Origin of the sequence: Vibrio sp. A8-1, assembly GCF_013048685.1 — a bacterium.
Taxonomy (GTDB): domain Bacteria; phylum Pseudomonadota; class Gammaproteobacteria; order Enterobacterales; family Vibrionaceae; genus Vibrio; species Vibrio metschnikovii.
Genome location: NZ_VHTC01000009.1, coordinates 25,527 through 47,867, shown reverse-complemented (window position 1 = coordinate 47,867; position 22,341 = coordinate 25,527). Strand labels below are relative to the sequence as shown.

17 protein-coding genes and 3 pseudogenes are annotated in these 22,341 nt (G+C 44.2%); 10 read left to right on the top strand and 10 right to left on the bottom strand.

The genetic code is table 11. The annotated features are described in order from the left end of the window. Positions 1 to 114: 114 nt before the first annotated feature. From epd to mscS, 4 genes are all read left to right on the top strand, one after another. A complete protein-coding gene (gene epd, locus FKN93_RS06865; RefSeq protein WP_154170701.1) occupies positions 115 to 1,140 on the top strand; it encodes an erythrose-4-phosphate dehydrogenase in 1,026 nt (341 codons plus the stop codon). A 147-nt stretch (positions 1,141 to 1,287) separates the two neighbouring features. Then, the gene (locus FKN93_RS06860) at positions 1,288 to 2,451 is read left to right on the top strand and encodes a phosphoglycerate kinase (protein ID WP_040904704.1); all 1,164 of its coding nucleotides are present in this window, start codon (positions 1,288 to 1,290) and stop codon (positions 2,449 to 2,451) included. 152 nt (positions 2,452 to 2,603) lie between these two features. Further along, a complete protein-coding gene (gene fbaA, locus FKN93_RS06855) occupies positions 2,604 to 3,680 on the top strand; it encodes a class II fructose-bisphosphate aldolase (RefSeq protein WP_004396043.1) in 1,077 nt (358 codons plus the stop codon). 214 nt (positions 3,681 to 3,894) lie between these two features. After that, positions 3,895 to 4,758, top strand: a complete 864-nt coding sequence (mscS, locus tag FKN93_RS06850) for a small-conductance mechanosensitive channel MscS (protein ID WP_154169222.1) — start codon at positions 3,895 to 3,897, stop codon at positions 4,756 to 4,758. A gap of 77 nt (positions 4,759 to 4,835) precedes the next feature. Here mscS and FKN93_RS06845 read toward each other — a convergent pair whose 3' ends face one another. Then, positions 4,836 to 5,465: a LysE/ArgO family amino acid transporter gene (locus FKN93_RS06845; protein ID WP_154169220.1), complete on the bottom strand. Its 630-nt coding sequence runs from the start codon at positions 5,463 to 5,465 to the stop codon at positions 4,836 to 4,838. Between the two features lie 120 nt (positions 5,466 to 5,585). On the opposite strand from FKN93_RS06845, the gene FKN93_RS06840 reads away from it, so the two are divergent. The 3 genes from FKN93_RS06840 (at position 5,586) to FKN93_RS06830 (ending at position 9,290) form a co-directional block, all read left to right on the top strand. After that, positions 5,586 to 6,482 (top strand): LysR family transcriptional regulator ArgP, encoded by an 897-nt coding sequence (locus FKN93_RS06840; protein WP_158137790.1) that lies wholly within the window; start codon positions 5,586 to 5,588, stop codon positions 6,480 to 6,482. Between the two features lie 140 nt (positions 6,483 to 6,622). Then, complete coding sequence (locus FKN93_RS06835; RefSeq protein WP_158137792.1) at positions 6,623 to 7,321, top strand: oxidative stress defense protein; 699 nt, start codon at positions 6,623 to 6,625, stop codon at positions 7,319 to 7,321. 127 nt (positions 7,322 to 7,448) lie between these two features. Then, positions 7,449 to 9,290 (top strand): diguanylate cyclase, encoded by a 1,842-nt coding sequence (locus FKN93_RS06830; RefSeq protein WP_170904733.1) that lies wholly within the window; start codon positions 7,449 to 7,451, stop codon positions 9,288 to 9,290. A 106-nt stretch (positions 9,291 to 9,396) separates the two neighbouring features. On the opposite strand, the gene pykF is transcribed toward FKN93_RS06830, so the two are convergent. Then, positions 9,397 to 10,809: a pyruvate kinase PykF gene (gene pykF / locus FKN93_RS06825; protein ID WP_004396037.1), complete on the bottom strand. Its 1,413-nt coding sequence runs from the start codon at positions 10,807 to 10,809 to the stop codon at positions 9,397 to 9,399. A 429-nt stretch (positions 10,810 to 11,238) separates the two neighbouring features. Here pykF and FKN93_RS06820 point away from each other — a divergent pair, with 429 nt between their 5' ends. Both FKN93_RS06820 and glmS read left to right on the top strand, forming a co-directional pair. Next, positions 11,239 to 12,000, top strand: a complete 762-nt coding sequence (locus tag FKN93_RS06820; protein ID WP_040904702.1) for a DeoR family transcriptional regulator — start codon at positions 11,239 to 11,241, stop codon at positions 11,998 to 12,000. An 83-nt stretch (positions 12,001 to 12,083) separates the two neighbouring features. Next, the gene (gene glmS, locus FKN93_RS06815) at positions 12,084 to 13,916 is read left to right on the top strand and encodes a glutamine--fructose-6-phosphate transaminase (isomerizing) (RefSeq protein ID WP_170904732.1); all 1,833 of its coding nucleotides are present in this window, start codon (positions 12,084 to 12,086) and stop codon (positions 13,914 to 13,916) included. 192 nt (positions 13,917 to 14,108) lie between these two features. Here glmS and FKN93_RS06810 read toward each other — a convergent pair. The 3 genes and pseudogenes from FKN93_RS06810 to FKN93_RS06800 form a co-directional block, all read right to left on the bottom strand. Next, positions 14,109 to 14,294: pseudogene (locus FKN93_RS06810) on the bottom strand (IS3 family transposase); the annotation flags it as partial. A 12-nt stretch (positions 14,295 to 14,306) separates the two neighbouring features. Then, the gene (locus FKN93_RS06805) at positions 14,307 to 15,347 is read right to left on the bottom strand and encodes an IS110 family transposase (protein ID WP_170904731.1); all 1,041 of its coding nucleotides are present in this window, start codon (positions 15,345 to 15,347) and stop codon (positions 14,307 to 14,309) included. Positions 15,348 to 15,537: 190 nt separating this feature from the next. Next, positions 15,538 to 16,490, bottom strand: a pseudogene (locus tag FKN93_RS06800) (IS3 family transposase); the annotation flags it as partial. 100 nt (positions 16,491 to 16,590) lie between these two features. Between FKN93_RS06800 and FKN93_RS06790 the strand changes: the two are divergent. Further along, a pseudogene (locus FKN93_RS06790) lies at positions 16,591 to 16,773 on the top strand (transposase); the annotation flags it as partial. Positions 16,774 to 17,037: 264 nt separating this feature from the next. On the opposite strand, the gene FKN93_RS06785 reads toward FKN93_RS06790, so the two are convergent. The 5 genes from FKN93_RS06785 to FKN93_RS06765 all read right to left on the bottom strand — a co-directional run bounded on the left by FKN93_RS06785 (position 17,038) and on the right by FKN93_RS06765 (position 22,171). After that, positions 17,038 to 17,262: a DksA/TraR family C4-type zinc finger protein gene (locus tag FKN93_RS06785; protein ID WP_102939349.1), complete on the bottom strand. Its 225-nt coding sequence runs from the start codon at positions 17,260 to 17,262 to the stop codon at positions 17,038 to 17,040. A 173-nt stretch (positions 17,263 to 17,435) separates the two neighbouring features. Next, positions 17,436 to 18,389 (bottom strand): glutathione synthase, encoded by a 954-nt coding sequence (gene gshB, locus FKN93_RS06780; RefSeq protein WP_102939348.1) that lies wholly within the window; start codon positions 18,387 to 18,389, stop codon positions 17,436 to 17,438. 41 nt (positions 18,390 to 18,430) lie between these two features. Further along, positions 18,431 to 19,981, bottom strand: coding sequence for a glutamate--cysteine ligase (gene gshA, locus FKN93_RS06775; protein ID WP_102939347.1), 1,551 nt, complete (start codon positions 19,979 to 19,981; stop codon positions 18,431 to 18,433). A 122-nt stretch (positions 19,982 to 20,103) separates the two neighbouring features. After that, complete coding sequence (gene fghA / locus FKN93_RS06770) at positions 20,104 to 20,943, bottom strand: S-formylglutathione hydrolase (protein ID WP_102939346.1); 840 nt, start codon at positions 20,941 to 20,943, stop codon at positions 20,104 to 20,106. Between the two features lie 79 nt (positions 20,944 to 21,022). Beyond that, on the bottom strand, positions 21,023 to 22,171 hold the full coding sequence (locus FKN93_RS06765) for an S-(hydroxymethyl)glutathione dehydrogenase/class III alcohol dehydrogenase (RefSeq protein ID WP_103194976.1): 1,149 nt from the start codon (positions 22,169 to 22,171) through the stop codon (positions 21,023 to 21,025). Positions 22,172 to 22,341: the final 170 nt, after the last annotated feature.

Here is a 22,341-nt window from a genome sequence, read left to right as displayed (position 1 = left end):
GGGCTCACTTTATTTAGTGAGCCTTTTTTTATCGACGATGGATGAGTGGGGGTGTTGCTCTTAAAGGCTATCAGTTACTATCCTCCTCTCGAAAACAATTAAGACGATGGAATGATGCTTAAAGTTGCGATCAATGGGTTTGGGCGTATCGGGCGCAATGTCTTGCGAGCGATATATGAGAGTGGAAAAAATCAGCAAATCAAAGTAGTGGCAGTCAATGAACTGGCATTACCCGATGCGATGGCCCACCTTCTGCAATACGATACGAGTCATGGCCGTTTTGGTAAAAAAATCACCAATGATCAAGAGCATATCTATGTGCATCATGAGGCAGGTGTCTATGATTCGATTCGGATCCTTCATCTTAGCGAAATCAAACTACTGCCTTGGCGCGATCTTGGGGTTGATATTGTTCTCGATTGTACCGGAGTCTATGGTTCCAAAGCCGATGGTCTAGCCCATATTACCGCGGGTGCTAAGAAAGTGCTCTTTTCCCATCCCGGGAGCCATGATCTCGATAACACCATCATTTATGGTGTTAACCATCAAACGCTGACTGCTGAGCACCGCGTGGTGTCCAATGGCTCTTGTACCACCAACTGCATTGTGCCGATCATAAAAGTCTTGGATGAAGCCTTTGGTATTGACTCTGGTACCATCACCACCATTCATTCGGCGATGAATGATCAGCCCGTGATTGATGCTTACCATACCGATCTGCGTCGTACGCGTTCTGCTAGCCAATCGATCATTCCCGTTGATACTAAATTGCATAAAGGTATTGAAAGAATTTTTCCGAAATTTTCTAACAAATTTGAGGCAATTTCAGTGCGCGTGCCAACAGTTAACGTCACAGCGATGGATTTAAGTGTCACATTAAATACAAATGTGAAAGTTAATGACGTAAATCAAACCATCATACACGCATCTCGGTGTACATTAGATGGCATTGTTGACTATACTGAAGCTCCATTGGTATCCATCGATTTTAACCATGATCCACACAGTGCGATTGTGGATGGTTCACAAACCCGAGTCAGTAACGGGCAACTGGTTAAAATGTTGGTTTGGTGCGATAACGAATGGGGCTTTGCGAACCGCATGCTGGATACGGCGCTCGCAATGCAAGCATCCGAGTAGGAGCAGGATGATGGGGATGGCTGAGTATTGAACTTGAAATACATCGTGACGGTCTCCATATCAATAACCAGTTTGAAGAATAACTAAGCTCGGCAAGGTTGCCGGGTTTCCAAAAACTTTATTTATTAATATTTGAGAGGACAAACCATGTCTGTAATCAAGATGACCGACCTGGATCTAGCAGGTAAACGCGTATTTATCCGTGCTGACCTAAACGTACCAGTGAAAGATGGCAAAGTGACTTCGGATGCACGTATTCTTGCGTCTTTACCAACCATTCAGCACTGCATAGCGGCTGGCGCTAAAGTAATGGTGACTTCTCACCTCGGTCGTCCAACGGAAGGCGAATACACGGAAGAGTTCTCTCTATTACCCGTCGTTAACTACTTAAAAGACGCGTTAGATTGCGAAGTTAAACTGGCTAAAGATTACCTTGATGGTTTGGAATTGAACGCTGGCGAATTGGTCGTTCTTGAAAACGTTCGCTTTAACAAAGGCGAGAAGAAAAACGAAGAAGAATTATCGAAAAAATACGCAGCGTTATGTGACGTGTTTGTGATGGATGCGTTTGGTACGGCTCACCGTGCTCAAGCGTCGACTCATGGCGTTGGTATGTTTGCTCCGATCGCTTGTGCTGGCCCACTACTGGCTGCAGAACTTGAAGCATTGGGTAAAGCGATGGATAACCCAGAGCGTCCATTAGTGGCTATCGTTGGTGGTTCAAAAGTATCAACAAAACTCACCGTACTCGAATCCCTTTCTAAAATTGCTGACCAACTGGTTGTTGGCGGTGGTATCGCAAATACCTTTATTGCCGCTGCGGGTCACAATGTCGGTAAGTCTCTTTATGAAGCCGACTTGCTTGATACAGCGAAAAAGTTAATGAAAGAGTGCTCTATTCCTCTTGCGACTGATGTTGCTTGTGCGAAAGCGTTTGATGAAAACGCCGCAGCGGAAATCAAGCACGTTTCTGAAGTGCAAGATGACGATATGATTTTCGACCTAGGCCCAGATTCAACCGCAGCATTGGCTGAAATCATCGCTAACGCAAAAACGATTTTGTGGAATGGCCCAGTCGGCGTATTTGAATTCAAAAATTTCGAAGCTGGTACTAAAGGTATCTCTGAAGCGATCGCCAAATCGGCAGGTTTCTCAGTAGCGGGTGGCGGTGACACGCTAGCAGCGATCGATAAGTTTGGTATCAAAGCTGACGTATCTTATATTTCAACCGGTGGCGGTGCTTTCCTTGAATTTGTTGAAGGTAAAGTTCTACCAGCAGTAGAAATGCTAGAAGCACGCGCGAAAGCATAATGACGATGAGAGCGGGGGGCAACTCCCGCTTTCTTGTTTGCTGCACGAGGGTATTTATTCTGCTAGAATAGCGCCAGTTGTGAGCAAACGTTTGCAAGAATGTAAACTTAACTGTTTTATTTTTAAACGACAGAAAAAATAGGATCAAATCCATGTCTAAGATCTTCGATTTCGTAAAACCTGGTGTGATTTCTGGTGATGACGTACAGAAAGTATTTGCAGTAGCGAAAGAGCATAACTTTGCTCTACCTGCTGTTAACGTTGTTAATACTGACTCTATCAACGCGGTACTAGAAGCTGCAGCCAAAGTGAAAGCGCCAGTCGTGGTGCAATTCTCTAACGGTGGCGCTGCTTTCTTTGCTGGTAAAGGCGTTAAACTTGAAGGCCAAGGTGCTCAAATCCTTGGTGCAGTAGCTGGTGCAAAATACGTTCACGCTGTTGCTGAAACTTACGGTGTGCCAGTGATTCTACACACTGACCACGCTGCGAAGAAATTGCTGCCTTGGATCGATGGTCTACTTGATGCTGGCGAAGAGTTCTTTGCTCAAACAGGTAAGCCTCTGTTCTCTTCTCACATGCTAGATCTTTCTGAAGAGTCTTTAGAAGAAAACGTCGAAACGTGCGCGAAATACCTAGAGCGTATGGCGAAAATGGGTATGACCATCGAAATCGAACTGGGTTGTACTGGCGGTGAAGAAGACGGCGTTGATAACTCTCATATGGATTCATCTGAGCTGTATACTTCTCCAGAAGACGTGGCTTACGCTTATGAAAAACTAAGCGCAGTCAGCCATCGTTTCACTATCGCTGCTTCTTTCGGTAACGTACACGGTGTTTATCAAGCGGGTAACGTGGTATTGACTCCAACCATTCTACGTGATTCTCAAGCGTACGTTTCTGAGAAATTTGGCCTTCCAGCTAACTCTCTAAACTTTGTTTTCCACGGTGGTTCTGGTTCTTCTGAAGCGGAAATCAAAGAGTCAATCAGCTACGGTGTTATCAAAATGAACATCGATACTGATACTCAGTGGGCAACATGGGATGGTATCCGTAAATATGAAGCGGAAAACCACGATTACCTACAAGGTCAAATCGGTAACCCAACTGGTGAAGCTGCACCAAACAAAAAATACTACGATCCACGCGTATGGCTACGTGCAGGCCAAACCTCAATGGTGGCTCGTCTAGAGAAAGCTTTTGCAGACCTTAACGCTGTTAACGTACTGTAATTAGTGTCTAGTTAGTCATTAGCCGTCCTTGTTAGGGCGGCTTTTTTTATGGCTAGTGATTAGGAAATAGATCTGCTAGTTTAAAGAATAATCTTATGTTTGCTGAGATTTAAATTAGTATACTTTGCGTGGGATATTACATAGGGCAGTTGTCACTCCTTTGTATACATCAAAAAAACAATATCGATATCATTGATTGTAGAGGATATACAATATGGCGAATGAGTCAGTGGGAATAGAAGTTCCTGGCGTTGAAAGCTTACATCAGGTCAATAGTTGGTTAACCAATAACTCAGATTTATTTATTCAATACGGTGTGAATATTATTTCCGCTATTTTGATTTTGTTTATTGGTAACATCATAGTCAAAACGATTGCGGGTAGCTTAGCAAACGTGTTGATGAAAAAAGAGATGGATAAGGCGGTTGTTGATTTTATCCAAGGCATCGTACGTTATACGCTATTTATTATTGTATTGGTCGCCGCGTTAAGTCGTATCGGAGTCCAAACTGCTTCCGTTGTGGCAATTATCGGTGCGGCGGGTTTAGCGGTGGGTTTAGCGCTGCAAGGCTCTTTATCCAACTTTGCCGCTGGCGTTTTAATCGTTGCTTTCCGTCCGTTTAAATCGGGTGATTATATCGAAGTGGCTGGAACCGCTGGATCGGTTGATTCGATTCATATTTTTCAGACGATTTTAAAAACACCCGATAACAAAATGGTGGTATTACCTAACTCTGCGGTAGTGAATGGCGCAATTGTCAATTATTCACGCCACGCCACACGTCGTGTTGATTTACTGATAGGCGTATCTTATAAATCGGATCTAAATAAAACCAAGCAGGTACTGCGTGATGTGGTTGAGCGCGATCCTCGAGTGTTAAAAGATCCTGCGGTGAGAGTTGAAGTACATCAACTCGGTGATTCATCGATTAATTTTATTGTTCGCCCTTGGGTGGAGAGTGCAGATTACTGGCCCGTTTATTGGGAACTGACGCATAAAATTAAAGAAGCGCTCGATGAAAATGGTATTGAAATTCCGTTCCCACAAATGGATGTTCATTTGAATAAAATCAGCTAACGGACGTTATTGGTTGAGCTGAGTAAATAGATGAACAGTAGAAAATAACAACGGAGGCCTTGGCCTCCGTTGTTATTTTAGTTCCAATACTGCTGAAGGTTATTCGCCAATAGAAAAGCAATGGTAAACATCATTGCCGCGATCACCAGATCGATGCCTTTTTTGACGGCGGGTTTGGATAAGGTTGGCCCTAATTTGGCTGCGCCTATCGATAATGAATAAAACCATACGAAGGAAGCGATCATCGTTCCTAAGGCAAATGAAAGCCGATCATGGCCTTCAAATTGACCACCAATCGATCCTAAAATTACCACCGTATCTAAGTATAAATGTGGGTTCAGTACGGTGACCGCTAATGCCCCAAGAATCACCGTTCGTTTACCTCTTGCCGTGATCTCAGAGGAAGACTCTTGTTTTTGCGATGGTTTAAAAGCCGTTTTTAATGCCAATAATCCGTAGCCAGTTAAAAAGGCGATCCCACCTAAAGTAACCGCAATCAATAAACTTTCATTTTGTGACAGCAATGCGCCGCCGCCAAATATTCCCAAGGAGATAAAGATAACATCTAATACGCTACAGATGGTTGCCGTGGTTAGATGGTGATGACGTTTAATGCCTTGGTTTAACACGTAAGCGTTTTGTGCTCCGATGGGGATAATCATCGTTGCCCCGAGTCCGAAGCCTTGTAGCAAAATCCAGAAGTTCACAGTTGTCTCATTAATAGAATGCTAAATAATGGCCGCAAGATACCCAGAGTTATTTGATTAGTATAATTAATAATTTTAATATCAAATAAGCTTGGCTTATTTTCTGTAGGGTGAACAAGAATGCGTGGCTTAGATTACAAATGGATAGAAGCACTGGATGCGGTTTTACAATATGGAGGCTTTGAGCGTGCGGCTGAAAAGCTGTGTATTTCTCAGTCTGCTGTTTCGCAGCGTATCAAACAACTGGAGAAATTCATCGCACAGCCAGCACTGGTGCGTAGCGCCCCGCCGAAGCCAACTCTGATAGGCAAAAAATTGCTTGGCTTGTATCGTCGGGTTCTCTTGCTGGAGCAAGAAACCATGCCAGAGTTATTAAATGATACCTCGGCACGTCCGGTTACCTTATCAATTGCTACCAATGCTGACAGTTTAGCCAGTTGGGTCATTCCAGCTCTACAGCCGATCATGAGTAAAGAAAACGTCGCGTTTCAATTCTCTATTCTTGATGAATCCCGTTCGATAGAAAAAATGAAGAATGGCGAAGTCGTGGGAGCGATCAGTTTAGATGATCAACCGTTACCGGGGTGTCGAGCCGAATACTTGGGCAAAATGGATTACTTATGTGTCGCCAGCCCCAGCTTTATGACGCGCTATTTTTCGAATGGTGTGAATGCGCAAACTCTGCTCCATGCCCCATCGGTATCATTTGATATGCAAGATAGCCAACATAAACAATTTTTAAAACAGCACTTTGCGGTGCAGAGTGAGATGCGGATCAATCATAAAGTCGGTAGCTCTGAGGCTTTCGTTGCCCTTGCAAAAGCGGGGTTGGCTTATTGTTTAATTCCACGTTTACAAATTGTAGAGGAGTTGGCAAAAGGTGAGTTGGTTGAGGTGACGCCTGGGCAAACCGTAACCAATGTGATCTATTGGCATCATTGGCTATTAGAAACGGGAATTTTAGCTCAGCTATCAACAGGGATCGTTAATTATGCGAGGACACATTTGCCACAGTAAGTTTAAGTGAGTTCAATAAGTTAAAACGGTGTCAGTTTATCAGCAATGCCAAGTGAATCACTCTATATTGGTTTATGATGATATAACGAGTTAACGTGATTTATCTATCACAACATTTTCCAACATAAAGGATGAGTAATATGAAATCGCTATGTCAATGGCTTATAGTCTTATGCAGTCTTACGGCGGTGAGTGCGCAAGCTCAGCAAATGAACTTTCCTCATATCGTGACTTCTGGTTATGGTGAAGTCATTGCTCAACCAGACAGAGCGCAGTTTTCTGTGAAGGTGGTTGAAACTACGATGAATGCTGAGCAAGCGAAAGCCACGGTGGATAAAGTGGTCGCGGACTTTGTCGATAGCCTTAAGCAATCTGGCGTAAAAAGTGAAGATATCTCCAGCTCAAATTTGTATCTCACTCCTCAATATCATTATCCAAAGTCTGGACAGCCTGAGTTAGTTGGCTATCGAGCGCAGAGAAGTGTCACCGTTGAGGTCGAAAAACTCAGTGCTTTGAATCAGTACTTAGACTTAGCGTTGGCTTTGGGCATTAATCAGGTCGATAACGTTCAGCTAAAAGTCAGTGAACAAGCCAAATACCAACAGCAAGCGAGAATGGCAGCGATTGAAGATGCCAAACAAAAAGCCAATTCATTGGCTACTGGGTTTCAAAGTAAGTTGGGTCCAGTATGGCGTATTGAATACAGTTCAATCACTCCTCAGCCGGTGATGATGCGTTCAGTCAGCATGGCCGATAGCGCAGAAGTGAGTCAGAGCTATCAAGATTCAACGATTGTTATCCGTGATCGAGTCGATGTGATTTATAAATTGACCCACTAAATTTGACCTCAAGCGCACTCCGTTGCGTGGGTGCGCTTGAGTGCTATGCGCTAGTTTTTTGTTCAGCAATAAGAAAATGCTGTTATAATGCGCATTCTGAGACGACTGAGTGTATATAATTAGGGCTATGAGATTTTCTAGAGCGATTACTTTTCTTCTCATTGCCTGCGCTTTGACCACCTCAATCATCGTTTTCTATTACGCTCAGCGCCATCAAAAAATTAAACAAAATCATATTAATCACGCCGCTCAGCAAGCACTCCATCAACTCTCTTACGGTGTGAGAGAGTACGCCAATATCCAAGATCAGCTTTTTTCTATCATTCATCTACTCAGTCATAGTCAGACGACCTGCGATTACGCCTTCTCACCTGAGCCGAATAATCAGCGCTTACTCGAAGAAGCGTTTGCGTCCGTTGCTCATTACCAAAAATGGTATAACTCAATCGTCTTTTTTGATAATGAAGGCCAAGCCAATGTCGGGGTGATGTACTCGGCTACAGAGTCGAGCAAAGTGATCAGCCATGCACTGGACAATCAAGCCAGTAGCGAACGACTTGCACTTGCTGAGCAGCTCAGTGACGAGCAAATTGGTATTTGGGGATGGAATGATCACCATCCGATGCCATCGATGCAGCTTATCACGCCCGTTAAGGTATTTGGGCTGCGTTACGGCTATATCATGATGGATATTAATCTTTGGCGTTTAGCAGAGCGAGTCAGTTATAGCTTACAACGCGATTTACAACCCGAAATCGTTACTGATCAAGGGGTTGTCTTGAGCCATAAGTTATCACAACATGCGTTAATGAAGCCTTTTATACTGGAAGATAATCTCGCACACCGTTTTCCGCTGACGTGGCAACGTATGCAGACCGCAAATACGGGGTATCAGCTTGAACAGGGGCATTTAATTGCCTTTGCATCTATTTCATTAACCGATGATCAAGCGATGTATTTGATTGTCCATTTAACTCCGGAAGAATTAGCACAGCGTGCCGAACGTGATTTAAATGACCTAATCAAAGAAGGATTATTTGTATTGCTCATGGTGATGCTTTTCACTTTGCCAACCTTATCGATGGTGTTGCATTACCATCGACGCGATATAGAAAGTAAGCTTGCCCGCGCAGCACTAAATGGCATGACAGCGGTGATGATTGCCGATAAACACCATCAAATCATGATGGTTAATAATGAGTTTGAACGTATGACGGGGTTACCAAAAGCGTGGGCGATCGGCCGTAATGGACTGAAAACCTTGCTTTATCATAACGGCATGCCATTTATATTAAGTGTCTTAGAGCGAATTACCAACGAGCATTATTGGCAAGGGGAAGTCGAGTTCGCTACTGCGCAAGGTGACATGTTGACTACACTGATGTGCATTCAAGGCATTATAGAGTCAGGGCGAGTGAGTTATTATATTACGTCGATTGTTGATATTACCGAACGTAAGCAATTAGAGAATAAGTTGCGTGAATTAAGTGAGAAAGATAGCCTGACGCAGCTATGGAATCGACGTAAGTTTGAATTAGAGCTCACCCATCAAGTGGAACGTATTCAAGCTGAGGGCGATGCTTATCCCGTCTGTTTGGTGTTATTAGATATTGATTTCTTTAAGCGTGTTAATGATGAACAAGGTCACGATCAGGGCGATCGAGTGATTATCGACGTGGCGCGTTTACTGACTCAACACCTTCGCAGTTATGACTTTATCGCACGAATTGGTGGTGAAGAGTTCGCCGTTATTATGCCCTCAACCCGCATTGAGCAAGCGCAGCAGATTATTGAGCGATTAAGAGGGGCGGTGGAAGCCGAACCGCATTTATCCGTGACCGTCAGTGCTGGCATTACTGACTTAACCCTTGATGCAACGCGTTCCTATAAGTGCGCCGATATCGCTCTGTATGAATCGAAAAAGTCGGGGCGCAATCAGGTGTCGACTTTTTTAAGTCAAGAGAGCTGATCATCGGTTAAGATAATCTTGGTGTCGGTATTAGCGAGATAAAAAAACGGGACTTTTCAGCCCCGTTTTGCGTTTAGTTGATCACTTTCTCGGTATCGAGCAACGATTATAGAACGTGAACAGAAGCGGTATTGGTTGTACCTGATGCAACCAATGCGCCTGAAACCATCACGGCGATGTCGCCTTTCTTACCTAAACCCGATTCTAAAGCAATCTCTTTACCTAGACGGTAGAAATCATCGGTGCTTTCAATCGCATCAACAACAACAGGTGTTACACCTTTAGTCAGAACGAGTTGAGCGGCCGTTTTCTTGTTGGTTGTTACCGCAATGATGTTCGCAGTTGGGAAGTACTTACGCACTGAACGAGCTGATTTACCCGCTTCAGTTGCGACCACGATAAGTGGAGCCGCCAATTTCTCAGCAGTATCTACCGCACCTTTACAAACGGCTTCAGTAATGCGTAGGCGTGGGCTGTCTAGACGAGAACCCAACTCCGCTTGTAGAACGCGGTCAGTGCGAGCACAGATTTGCGCCATGATAGTGACCGCTTCAACAGGGTATTTACCTTTTGCTGTTTCGCCAGAAAGCATCACTGCATCTGTACCATCCATTACCGCGTTGGCTACGTCACCCGCTTCTGCGCGCGTTGGACGTGGGTTCTTGATCATTGAATCAAGCATTTGCGTTGCGGTGATAACCACTTTACGTGCGCGGTTACATTTTTCGATCATCATCTTCTGTGCAAAGATAACTTCTTCAGCAGGGATCTCAACACCTAGGTCGCCACGAGCAACCATGATACCGTCAGAAAGCTCAAGAATTTCGTCGAAGTTATCCACGCCTTCTTGGTTTTCAATTTTAGAGATAATTTGGATATCTGCGCCGCCGTTGGCAGTCAGTAATTCGCGAATTTCACGTACATCGTCTGCTTTACGAATGAAAGAAGCTGCAACGAAATCAACGCCTTGCTCACAACCAAATTTAAGGTCTGCTTTATCTTTTTCAGACAGAGCGGGTAGGTTAACTGAAACGTTAGGTAGGTTAACGCCTTTATTTTCGCCCAGTGCGCCGTTGTTAAGAACTTTACATTTCACTTCAGTCTCAGTGGTGGCAATCACTTTCATTTCGATTAGGCCATCATCGACTAAAATAGTGTTGCCTGCGGCAAGATCTTTAGCAAAACCTGCGTAAGTTACAGCAACGATGTCTTTGTTACCGACAACTGAGGTATCAGTAGTAAACGTGAACTCTTGACCAGCAACGAGATCAACATCATCACCATTTTCTAGTTTGATGGTGCGAATTTCAGGACCTTTAGTATCCAATAGAATCGCGAGTTGCTTACCGGTGTTTTCCATTACCTTGCGGAAGTTCGCGATACGTGTACCGTGCTCAACGAAGTCACCGTGAGAGAAGTTAAGACGCATGACGTTCATGCCCGCATTGACTAGCTCAGTCAGTTTTTCTACAGATTCAGTTTTAGGGCCAATCGTACAAACGATTTTGGTCTTTTTCATGGAAAGTGCTCTCCGGTAAATAAATTTAAGATGAATTTAAAGGGTAATGCTTAGCCTTAAAGTGTTCTCGGTAATGGCAAGCGTCTCCGTTTGCCTCTTAGGTTTCACGAGTCTGTTTCACTCTAAAGCTGAAAGTCTTTCAACAGATTTAGTCATTTTATGACTGCTTATCTGAGGTGAAATTTCACAAACAAACCCACAACGTCTACAAATAGCCATTGTGGTTAAAAATTTACGTCAAGTTCTGTAATTTTTTTTCTTTTCGGATGCGAATTCTATCATCTAATGCTGCCAATATCACGATTTAAGACTTGTCTTAGAACAAGGTTTTAGCGCTAATTATTAATTTTTTGTATCGAAATAAATAGACTAAAATGTTTCGAAGTGATTATAATTGATTTCGAATCGAAACTTAAAAAATCAAACCTCATGTCGAAACGAAATACCCAGCTACGAAGACACGCGATCGCCAGTTTAGTCAATCAACAAGGCGAGGTAAGTGTCGAAGCACTTTCTCAGCAGTTTTCCACCTCAGAAGTCACGATTAGAAAGGATCTTGCCTCATTAGAAACCAATGGTCTATTACTTAGGCGTTATGGTGGCGCGATCGCTTTGCCAAAAGAAGTGATGGCAGATGAATTGAATGAAAAAGTTTCGGTTCGAAAGGTGGCGCTAGCCAAACAAGCCGCTAAGCTGATCAGAGATCATAATCGAATTGTGATTGATAGTGGCAGTACCACGGCAGCACTGATCCAGCAGTTGAACGATAAACGTGGTTTGGTGGTTATGACTAACTCATTGCATGTCGCCAATGCCCTCAATGAGCTAGAAAGTGAGCCGACACTACTGATGACCGGTGGCACTTGGGATACTCATTCTGAATCTTTCCAGGGTCAAGTGGCGGAGTCTGTCTTGCGTTCTTACGACTTTGATCAGTTATTTATCGGCGCTGATGGTGTTGATCTTGAACGCGGCACGACCACGTTCAATGAGTTAACCGGGTTAAGCAAAGTCATGGCGGAAGTGTCACGTGAAGTGATCGTGATGATTGAATCAGAAAAGATTGGCCGAAAAATCCCCAACTTAGAGCTGGCTTGGGATTGTATTGATGTCTTAGTGACGGACAGCGATCTCAGCGACGCCTATCTCAAACAAATTGAATCGCATCGTGTGCGAGTGATTCGAGCGTAAGCATGATTATCTACTCATCAGTATATGGCTGTTAACAGGCGATCTACTGGTGGAAAAAAGATCGAAATAAATGGAGTGTGAAGATGTGTGGAATTGTTGGCGCGGTTGCGCAGCGTGATGTGGCGGAAATTTTAGTCGAAGGTTTACGTCGTTTGGAATATCGAGGCTATGATTCTGCCGGCGTTGCGGTGGTGGATAGTGAGAATACGCTTACTCGCGTACGTCGCTTAGGAAAAGTGCAAGAATTAGCGGATGCGGTCGAGCAGCAAAAAGTCATTGGCGGTACAGGTATTGCTCATACTCGTTGGGCAACTCATGGTGAACCGTCAGAAATTAATGCTCATCCACATCTCTCGGGCACGATTACCGTCGTCCATAATGGCATTATTGAAAATCACGCATCACTGCGAACCGTATTACAAGACCGTGGCTATGTCTTTGAATCACAAACCGATACCGAAGTTATTGCTCATTTGGTTGAGTGGGAGCGTCGCTCTGCAAGCACTTTGCTTGAAGCGGTACAAAAAGCGGTTAAACAGCTGGAAGGCGCGTACGGTACCGTCGTGCTCGATTGTACCGATCCTAGCCGAGTTGTCGTCGCTCGCTCAGGCAGCCCGATTGTGATTGGTTTAGGTGTGGGTGAAAACTTCTTAGCTTCTGATCAATTGGCGTTACTCAATGTGACTCGCCGTTTTATGTTCCTTGAAGAGGGCGATGTTGCTGAAGTGACGCGCCGTGAGGTGAATATTTTTGCTGCCAATGGCGAGCAGGTAATGCGTGAAGTGATTGAGTCGAACGCTGAACACGATGCTGGTGATAAAGGTAAGTTTCGCCACTTTATGCAAAAAGAAATTTTCGAGCAACCCACAGCACTGATCAATACCATGGAAGGACGCATCACTCACGATAGCGTGATCACCGAGAGTATTGGTGTCAATGCTGCGGAAATTTTAGCGCAAGTTGAGCATATCCAAATTGTCGCCTGTGGCACGTCATATAATGCAGGTATGACCGCCCGTTATTGGTTTGAAGCTTTATCAGGCGTGAGCTGCGATGTGGAAATCGCCTCTGAGTTTCGTTACCGTAAATTTGTGACTCGCCCCAATAGCCTATTAATTACCTTATCTCAATCAGGAGAAACCGCCGATACACTGGCAGCACTGCGTCTTGCGAAAGAGAAAGGTTACATGGCGGCGATGACGATTTGTAACGTCGCGGGTTCATCTTTAGTTCGCGAGTCTGATTTTGCCTTTATGACTCGTGCTGGTACAGAGATTGGCGTTGCATCAACCAAAGCTTTTACTACTCAGCTAGCGGCTCTACTCATGCTAGTCACCGCATTAGGCAAACAAAAGCAGGTGATAGATCGCGCCTTAGAAACTGAAATTGTTCAAGCTTTACATGCGCTACCAAGACAAATTGAGCAAGCATTGAGCTGTGAAAAGCAAATTGAAGCGATTGCTGAAGAGTTTGCCGATAAACACCACACCTTATTTTTAGGCCGTGGTGAGTTTTACCCTATTGCCGTTGAAGCGTCATTAAAACTCAAAGAAATCTCTTACATTCACGCAGAAGCTTATGCGGCGGGTGAGTTAAAACATGGACCACTCGCACTGATTGATGCTGATATGCCAGTCGTGGTTGTGGCTCCAAGTAATGATTTACTTGAAAAGCTCAAATCAAACATCGAAGAAGTGCGAGCGCGTGGTGGTTTGTTGTATGTCTTTGCCGATCAAGACGCTGGTTTTGCTGAAGATGCGACGATGAAAATCATCACTATGCCGCCTGTCAGTACCATTACTGCGCCGATCTATTACACGATTCCGATGCAGTTATTGTCTTATCACGTCGCCTTGATCAAAGGGACAGATGTTGATCAGCCACGTAACCTCGCCAAAGCGGTGACGGTGGAATAATCATGCCTCGATGATGCTGAGCTGATGTGCGAGTAGAATAAAGTATCATACTGAGTAATAAAGATTCATACTAAGTATTAAAGTATCATACTAAAATGGCAGCGTTGACATCGGTACGCTGCCATTTTTAATATAAAAATACTTGAGAGTATTAAGGTGGACTGCCCCCAATATCCTTGACAGTTTTCAGCCTCATTTTGAGGCTGCTTCAAACGCCTCTGGGCTAACTCCTCGGAGGTGGGTATGTCGCCTTATTCGATTGTAGAATAATTCGATGTAGTCAAACACATCTGCACGGGCCATTTCTCGTGTTTTGTAGATCCGCTTCTTGATTTTTTCCTTCTTCAGACTACTAAAGAAGGATTCTGCGACCGCATTGACGCTCCTATGTCAAGCCAGTCTAGCTAAATCTTTTAGGATTAGCGGAAATAGCTCTCTTGCTATATAGCGCTTTAGGTTGCGAGTTATTTCTTTGGTTGATAATCCTTCAGCCGTTCTCCGTGTAACATAGTCTTTCGTTCTGGGATCACTACGCATTCTTACCATAGCTACCGTCCAGAGAGCGTTATTTGCACTCCGACATCCTCCTCGATTCAATCTATGACGAGTTGTTTTACCCGAAGATGCAGGAATCGGATTAACTCCACATAATGCAGCAAACGATGACTCCTTCCTTAATCGATTTGCGTTGTCTCCAGCGGCAACCAGAAGTGTAGCTGCTACATTTGCACCAACACCAAACCTTGATACAAGGCTTTGAGCTGTGTTTAAGGTTAGCTTTTTTAACACCTTTTCGAGCGCTTTTATTTGTTCGTTTAGGAAGCTCCACCGCTGTGCCAGTAATACAAGAGAGAGCATTAACGGTTCGCTGCTGTTTGAACATCTAATTAAGCATGCAGTTGCGCACGCTCCTGGTTTTGGAAGATAAAGCGATTGTTTTAGTTCGTCAGGGCCTGAGACAAGAAGTGCTCGAATTTGATTCATTGCCTGAGTTCTTGCTTTAACAGCGCTGTTGCGAGTCACTAGTAGGCTTCGCAGTGATTCAACGGGCCCTGTATGGCTTTTAGGAATAACTTTAGCCTCACCAGATAATACGCTTCTAGCAGCATTCTCTGAATCTAAAACGTCTGTTTTGCCTTTTAGGCGTCTCTCCATCCGATTTGGCCGCATAACTTCATATACGTCAATGCCGTTTTTGATCAGAAACTTTGTCAGTTCAGCGCCATAGCTGCCCGTACCTTCTACTCCTGATTTTTGAAGGAACCCATAAGATTTACACCATGCCAAAAGTTTACGATAACCTGAAAGATTAGCACTAAATGCTTCACTCTTAACAACTTGACCAAGCTCATTGATAAGTGTTGCAACATGAAGCTCTAGATGAGTATCTACGCCGAGATACAATTTATAGCGGGGATCGTCACTGTTCATCTAAACACTCTCCTGTGTGAGTCGCCCAGCTGGACGGGACACTGGAGGTGCAGGACAAAGCTCCTATTAGGTCACAACTGAGTCGATAGAATTAAACAGACTCTTTGAACGACAGGTCAACACAAAGACATTTCAGTCAATCCCAGCACGGGTCAGTACAAACAGTCTGTATTTATATTCTAATCCCAGTATCCCAGCAATTTCCTCGTCTGCTCATGCTCGGAATTAAGTTATGTTTTTGGCAAAATTTTTGCCAATCTCCACTACTATACTGGGAACCTTGATCTGAATGTATAATTACATTTCCCTCAGGTCTACGTCGCCATACCGCCATGAGAAGGGCATCGAGAACGATGTCTTTTGCTAATGTTGGCTTCATTGACCAACCGATAACTTTTCGTGAATAGAGGTCGATGACGACAGCCAGATAAAGCCAGCCTTGCCAGGTTCGGATATATGTAATATCGGTTACCCATGATTTGTCTGGAGCACTAACCTTAAATTCTCGGTTCAAATGATTGGGCATAATAATTGGGGGACGGCCATAACCGTAACTTCGGTTTTTCTTATAGCCTCTGATCGCCTTTATACCATTATTTTTCATGATCTTAAGCACGCGGTTAGGCCCACAGCATTCGCCTAGTTCTTTGAGGTCTAAAGTGATGCGTCGATAACCGTATATTCCGTAGCTGGCATCATAGGAAGTACGGATCAACTTGAGTAGTCGCCGATCTTCAATTGCACTCTGTGATTCTGGTTCATGCAGCCATGCGTAATAGCCAGCTCTTGCTAGTTGCAACACACGACACATTGTCATGATTTTAAACATCTTAGAGTGCGCTAGAATAAACTGATACTTTACTCTGGCAGGCTTGCAAAGTATCTGGCGGCCTTTTTTAAAATATCGCGCTCTTCTTCAGTCTGCTTTAAAAGCCCCTTAAGTCGGAGTATTTCCTTTTTCGCTTCTAATAACTCATTTTCATCTTTAGGTCGAGACAGTGGTTGAGCTGCTTTGATCCACTTATAGATGCTGTGTTGCGATACGCCTAAACGGTTGGATACATCAGCAGCAGAATAGCCACGTTCTAACACCAATTTTACTGCTTCATCTTTAAATTCTGGGGTATATCTTTGTCCACTCATAATCAACTCTCCTATGCAAAAAGAATAGGCTAAATTTGTCTAGGAGAGTGGTGGCAGTCCAAGAATAGGCTAAATTTGTCTAGGAGAGTGGTGGCAGTCCACTTCTAGTAAATTGTTTGAGAGTTTCCCAGATCTCAAAAGAAGGTACTGGGGGCGTCATTTTTGGGCGAGAGGGTACTTTTGTGTCACTTCGGGTGAACTAACTCAAACAATGATCGAAGAATATCTAGAGCATCATTTTGAGCCGAAGGTCGAAGATAACTTTCGAACTGAAAGCGATTAACAACGGGTCTTTGCCCCGTATCCGGACTTTCAGTCCGCAATACTAACCCACCTACTTTAGTAGGTGGTTGTTAAGTTTCAGTGGTTAAAGTTCGATCCCGCCCTTGTCGGAATGTCTACCGCTTTTAATGCCACAATTCTGCTTTGCTTAGCAGAGATGTGCTTAGTTTGTGAAATATGAATAGGTATTGTACCTATTCATATTTCACCGCCCAAAGAAAAGCAAATTGTTTAATTTATATGGTAAAAGAACCCCATCCGATAATTAATATTTATTTCGTTTATCCTGTATTTTCTGGCACTCTATGCATAGCCGTACACCTTTAATTGCCCGTCTTCTTGCCTCTGGTATAGGTGCATCACACTCTTCGCAGAAGCTAAGGCTTTGGCTGTTTGAATGCAGCTTATTTCTCACTAGTGCTATTGCATCATCAATGCTATTTTCGATTTGCTCTTGCACCATTCCATCTTTAGACCAGCCAATAGCCATCAATTCCTCCTACTCTCTACTATGTTTAGATGAAAATATAAATACTCATGAGCTGTTGATTCTGGCAGATAAATTTCACCTGGTTCTGTATTGGTGACCACATCATAAAAAACGCCAGTAAAACATACCGGCGCTCTTCTTATTAGCTCTGAAAAAATGAATATAAAGGATATTTATTTGTTATTTTTGACTTTTTCTTCAATTGCATCCATTAGTTTACCCGTGATGGAGATATCAAATGCCGCTTCTATCTCACGGATGCAGGTGGGGCTAGTTACGTTTATTTCAGTGAGTTTGTCACCAATCACATCCAGGCCAACAAAGATAAGTCCCTTTTCCTTAAGGGTGGGGGCAACAGCGTTCGCAATCTTAAGATCTGTTTCACTTAATGGTCTTGGTTCGCCTCTGCCGCCAGCAGCAAGGTTGCCTCGGGTTTCTCCTTTGGCTGGAATTCGGGCAAGGCAGTAAGGCATTGGTTCACCGTCAACAATCAGTATCCGCTTGTCACCATTACTGATATCCGGAACAAAAGTCTGTCCCATGGCATAGTATTCGCCGTGGTTGGTCAGCGCTTCAATGATGACTGAAACATTCGGATCGCCTTGCTTTACACGGAAGATGGACGCCCCCCCCATACCATCCAGCGGCTTAAGGATAATATCGCCATGTTCATCCTGAAACTCGCGGATCCTTTTTGCTTTACGGGTAACAATCGTTGTCGGAGTCAGCTCAGGGAACCAGGCGGTAAACAGCTTCTCGTTGCAGTCGCGAAGGCTCTGAGGTTTATTGACGATTAGCGTGCCTTTCTCTTCTGCGCGCTCAAGGATATAGGTTGCGTAGATATACTCCGTATCGAACGGGGGATCTTTACGCATCAATATGGCATCCAATTCAGAAAGAACAATAGTCTGCTCGGATTTGAATTCGCACCAGCCGTTTGGATCTTCCTTTAGCTCTATGACCTTTGTCTCTGCTATGGCAACGCCTTGTTCCAAGCTAAGGTCCTGCATTTCCATATAATGAATTTCATAACCGCGTTTTTGCGCTTCAAGCAGCATGGCGAAGCTTGAATCTTTTTTTATGTTAATGGATGAAATTGGATCCATTACTATGCCAAGTTTAATCATTATTTACCCCGATTAATCAGGTTCATCAAAGAAAACATACCTTAGGAATTTGCAGCAAGAAAAGCATCAAAATCTAATACATCGGACTTTTCTGATGCCTCTTGTTCATGCAATGAACGAGCGACTTCATTTTCCATGTCTTGTGCTTTATAGAAGCGGTAGCGATGCTTTAGATGTGAGCGCGTATGCTTTGTTCCCATCTCATGACCGAATTGCCCGATCCCTCCCGCCTTTTCAATATCAGCCTGTAGCAGACCGGCCGTCGTGAATTCAGGATAGTGGATTGCTGCAGCCAGTTTATGACACACGGATTGATACTTTATGTCTCCGTTTGCTTTATCCATCGCCTTTGCAACCGCGATAATTTCTTTGATTATCGACATGGCCCACTCCTTCAGCGTCTGCGCATTTTCACTAGAGCAACACTCAAGCTGCAGTCCGGGTTTCCTTCCCTGATGGATAACTTTATTCCAGTTACTTAAGCTGATGTCCTTTTCTTGCTTTGTCATCAAGTCGGAATCTTTTAATACTGCCCATACCAAAAATAAGTCCAGGAACCGGACCTGATCTTCACTTATGCCCACAGCGCTATATGGATTGATGTCCAGTGCGCGAACTTCAACATATTCAACGCCCCGCTGACTCAAGGCCTCATAGACTTTCTCATTCTCTTCAGGAACTCGTTTAGGTCTGATTGGTGCATAAAGCTCATTTTCCATTTGCAGAATATTGCTGTTGAGCTGTTGATATTCTCCACTAACTTTTACACCCATTTGTTCAAAGGCAGGCGAAGATGTACGTATCGCCTTTTTCAGACCAGACAAATAATCGTCCAGGCTATTGAGACCGATATTAAGTTGCTCCTGATTGCTATTGGAATAGCCAATATCGCTTAAACGCAGAGATGTTGCGTGAGGCAGATATAACATGTCTTCAGCTTTAAGGAACATCTTATCCGTCTTCAGATCTTTTATGTATGAAGAGCACACCGCCGGAGATGCACCAAAAAAATATGGTATCAGCCATCCAAACCGGTAGTAATTTCTGATCAGCCCTAAGTAAGCGTTGGATTTGGCTTCTTGCCTTTCTTGTTTGTGCTGCTTCCCAAATAATTCATCCCAAAAGGATTCAGGAAATGAAAAATTGTAATGGACACCTGAGATGATCTGCATCTTACTGCCATACCTGTGCTTAAGGCCTTTTCTGTAAAGAGTCTTAAGCCTTCCCGCATTGCATGTCCCATACTGCCCGAGAACGATATCACTTTCATTCACCTTGTAAGGCATCGACATTGGCCACATATATTCGTTGCCCAGATTGGTCTGGGTGAAATGATGGATATCTTCCAGTTGTGCGAATAACGTCTCAATAGATGTCGAAACGGGTGTCACTAGTTCAAGTTGTGACTCCGAAAAATCGGTTGTGATCCATTTATTTGCATAGGCGGAGCCCAGCGCTTTGGGATGAGGTGTCTTGGCAAGTCTGCTTTCCTCACTATAACGCAAAGCCTCTCGTTCAATGCCACGTTTTAGGTTATTCAATACACTGGGCTTTTGGGATATCCGGGCTAACTTCAAAGAAAAACTAGTCATAAAACAACCACATATAGAGGTAACCCAGGACTCATGCACCTGGGTTCATTTCGTACAGTTAACCGCCGGTCTTCAGGTCAATTACGCGACAAATCCGGACTGTTAAATTTATTTAAGTTTATTCAAACAGTTAAATGTTTAGCATGAAATTCCAGATGGTCGTCTATAAAGCTTGAGATAAAGAAATAGCTATGGTCATAGCCAGGTTGCATTCTCAGTTTAAGTGAGGAGCCACTGGTTTCTGCGGCTTTAAGCAGTTGCTCTGGTTTGAGTTGCTCTACCATAAATTCGTCTGCATCCCCCTGATCGACCAGAATTGGCAGGCCGGACATTTTTTGCGCCAGTAGTTCACATGCGTCGTAGGTTTTCCAGGTAGAAAAATCATTGCCCAGATATGCCATGAGCGCTTTTTTTCCCCAAGGAGATTGCATCGGATTTCCAATTGGACTAAAGGCTGAAATAGATTGATACTGCTCAGCATTATTAAGCCCGATGACCAGTGCGCCATGCCCGCCCATGCTATGGCCCGAGACCGATTTTATCCCCGATACCGGAAAATTCTTTTCAATGATCTGAGGGAGCTCTTTAAGAACGTAAGAGTACATGTGGTAATGCTCCGACCAGGGTTTTTGAGTCGCATCGACATAAAAGCCGGCGCCTTGGCCCAAATCATAGCCTTCGTCGTCAGCAACGTCATCGCCACGAGGGCTGGTATCAGGGGTAACAATCGCAATACCCAGCTCAGCCGCTTTTTTAAAAGCCCCGGCTTTTTGCATAAAGTTTTCATCGGTACATGTCAGGCCTGACAGCCAGTACAGGACCGGTACAGGGTTTGCTTTTGAAGCGTCTGGCGGCAAAAATATCGCGAAGCGCATATTGCAGCCTAAGGTGCGGGAGTCGTGGGTATACTGCTTGTGCCACCCCCCGGCAACTTTATTCTGACTTATGTTTACAAGTGTCATAGTCTTTAATCTTTTACGTTGGTGATGACAACCGCCGTGTCAATGAGAAAGCACAGCGATTGTCATCGGATTATTGAGGTTACTTATCCATATGGATAACAGTACGAATACTCTTACCTTCATGCATCAGGTCAAAGGCTTCGTTGATATCTTCCAGCCCCATGGTGTGAGTAATAAACTCCTGCAGGCCAAACTCACCCGCCATGTAGCGCTCTACGATTTCAGGAAGCTCAGATCGGCCTTTAACGCCACCGAATGCGCTGCCACGCCATACACGGCCCGTTACCAGCTGGAACGGGCGAGTGGAGATTTCCTGGCCAGCACCGGCAACACCGATGATGACAGATTCTCCCCAGCCTTTATGGCAGCACTCAAGTGCCTGGCGCATCACATTCACGTTACCGATACATTCAAATGAGTAATCCACACCACCGTCGGTCATTTCAACGATGACTTCCTGAATTGGTTTATCGAACTTTTGAGGGTTGATAACGTCAGTCGCACCTAGCTGTTGAGCCAGCTCAAACTTGCTTTCGTTAATATCAACACCAATGATTCGGCTTGCACCCGCCATACGGGCACCAATGATTGCCGACAAACCAATGCCGCCCAGACCGAAGATAGCGACTGTGTCACCTTCTTTTACTTTTGCCGTATTAAGAACCGCACCCATACCGGTGGTCACACCACAACCTAACAGGCAAACCTCTTCAAGTGGCGCGTCTTTGTTTACTTTCGCCAGAGAAATCTCCGGCAGCACAGTGTATTCAGAGAAAGTAGAGCAACCCATGTAGTGGTAGATAGGCTGGCCATCTTTATAGAAACGGGTCGTGCCATCGGGCATCAGGCCTTTACCTTGAGTTTCACGTACGGCCTGGCAAAGGTTGGTTTTGCCCGACTTACAGAACTTACATTCACCACATTCTGCAGTGTAAAGCGGAATAACGTGATCACCCACTTCAACGCTGGTCACACCTTCACCGACCATTTCGACGATACCGCCACCTTCATGGCCAAGGATTGAAGGGAAAATGCCTTCCGGATCGTCACCGGAAAGAGTGAAAGCATCGGTATGACATACGCCGGTGGCAAGAATACGAACTAACACTTCTCCTTTCTTAGGCAGTTGAACATCCACCTCTTCCATTTTCAGTGGCTCGCCCGCAGCCCATGCAACCGCTGCTTTTGATTTGATAAATTCCTGACCCGGTTTGATATCTAATGACATAGTTAATTCCTTAGAATTCAGTACAAGATAAAGTCCTAAAGATGAAAACGTTTAGAACTCGTGAACATTTAAGTTAGGCATATTTTAAATGTTTCCTATCAATTGATAATCCGGTGAAATTTAAAATATCTTTTACGTATACGTAATAATTGCTAAACTGTTAATGAACT

What these genes read in the sequence shown, in the direction of transcription:
- epd (WP_154170701.1), top strand. Translation starts at nt 115, where the DNA reads ATGCTTAAAGTTGCGATCAATGGGTTTGGGCGTATCGGGCGCAATGTC.
- FKN93_RS06860 (WP_040904704.1), top strand. Translation starts at nt 1,288, where the DNA reads ATGTCTGTAATCAAGATGACCGACCTGGATCTAGCAGGTAAACGCGTA.
- fbaA (WP_004396043.1), top strand. Translation starts at nt 2,604, where the DNA reads ATGTCTAAGATCTTCGATTTCGTAAAACCTGGTGTGATTTCTGGTGAT.
- mscS (WP_154169222.1), top strand. Translation starts at nt 3,895, where the DNA reads ATGGCGAATGAGTCAGTGGGAATAGAAGTTCCTGGCGTTGAAAGCTTA.
- FKN93_RS06840 (WP_158137790.1), top strand. Translation starts at nt 5,586, where the DNA reads ATGCGTGGCTTAGATTACAAATGGATAGAAGCACTGGATGCGGTTTTA.
- FKN93_RS06835 (WP_158137792.1), top strand. Translation starts at nt 6,623, where the DNA reads ATGAAATCGCTATGTCAATGGCTTATAGTCTTATGCAGTCTTACGGCG.
- FKN93_RS06830 (WP_170904733.1), top strand. Translation starts at nt 7,449, where the DNA reads ATGAGATTTTCTAGAGCGATTACTTTTCTTCTCATTGCCTGCGCTTTG.
- pykF (WP_004396037.1), bottom strand. Translation starts at nt 10,809, where the DNA reads ATGAAAAAGACCAAAATCGTTTGTACGATTGGCCCTAAAACTGAATCT.
- FKN93_RS06820 (WP_040904702.1), top strand. Translation starts at nt 11,239, where the DNA reads ATGTCGAAACGAAATACCCAGCTACGAAGACACGCGATCGCCAGTTTA.
- glmS (WP_170904732.1), top strand. Translation starts at nt 12,084, where the DNA reads ATGTGTGGAATTGTTGGCGCGGTTGCGCAGCGTGATGTGGCGGAAATT.
- FKN93_RS06805 (WP_170904731.1), bottom strand. Translation starts at nt 15,347, where the DNA reads ATGAACAGTGACGATCCCCGCTATAAATTGTATCTCGGCGTAGATACT.
- FKN93_RS06785 (WP_102939349.1), bottom strand. Translation starts at nt 17,262, where the DNA reads ATGGCTATTGGCTGGTCTAAAGATGGAATGGTGCAAGAGCAAATCGAA.
- gshB (WP_102939348.1), bottom strand. Translation starts at nt 18,389, where the DNA reads ATGATTAAACTTGGCATAGTAATGGATCCAATTTCATCCATTAACATA.
- gshA (WP_102939347.1), bottom strand. Translation starts at nt 19,981, where the DNA reads ATGACTAGTTTTTCTTTGAAGTTAGCCCGGATATCCCAAAAGCCCAGT.
- fghA (WP_102939346.1), bottom strand. Translation starts at nt 20,943, where the DNA reads ATGACACTTGTAAACATAAGTCAGAATAAAGTTGCCGGGGGGTGGCAC.
- FKN93_RS06765 (WP_103194976.1), bottom strand. Translation starts at nt 22,171, where the DNA reads ATGTCATTAGATATCAAACCGGGTCAGGAATTTATCAAATCAAAAGCA.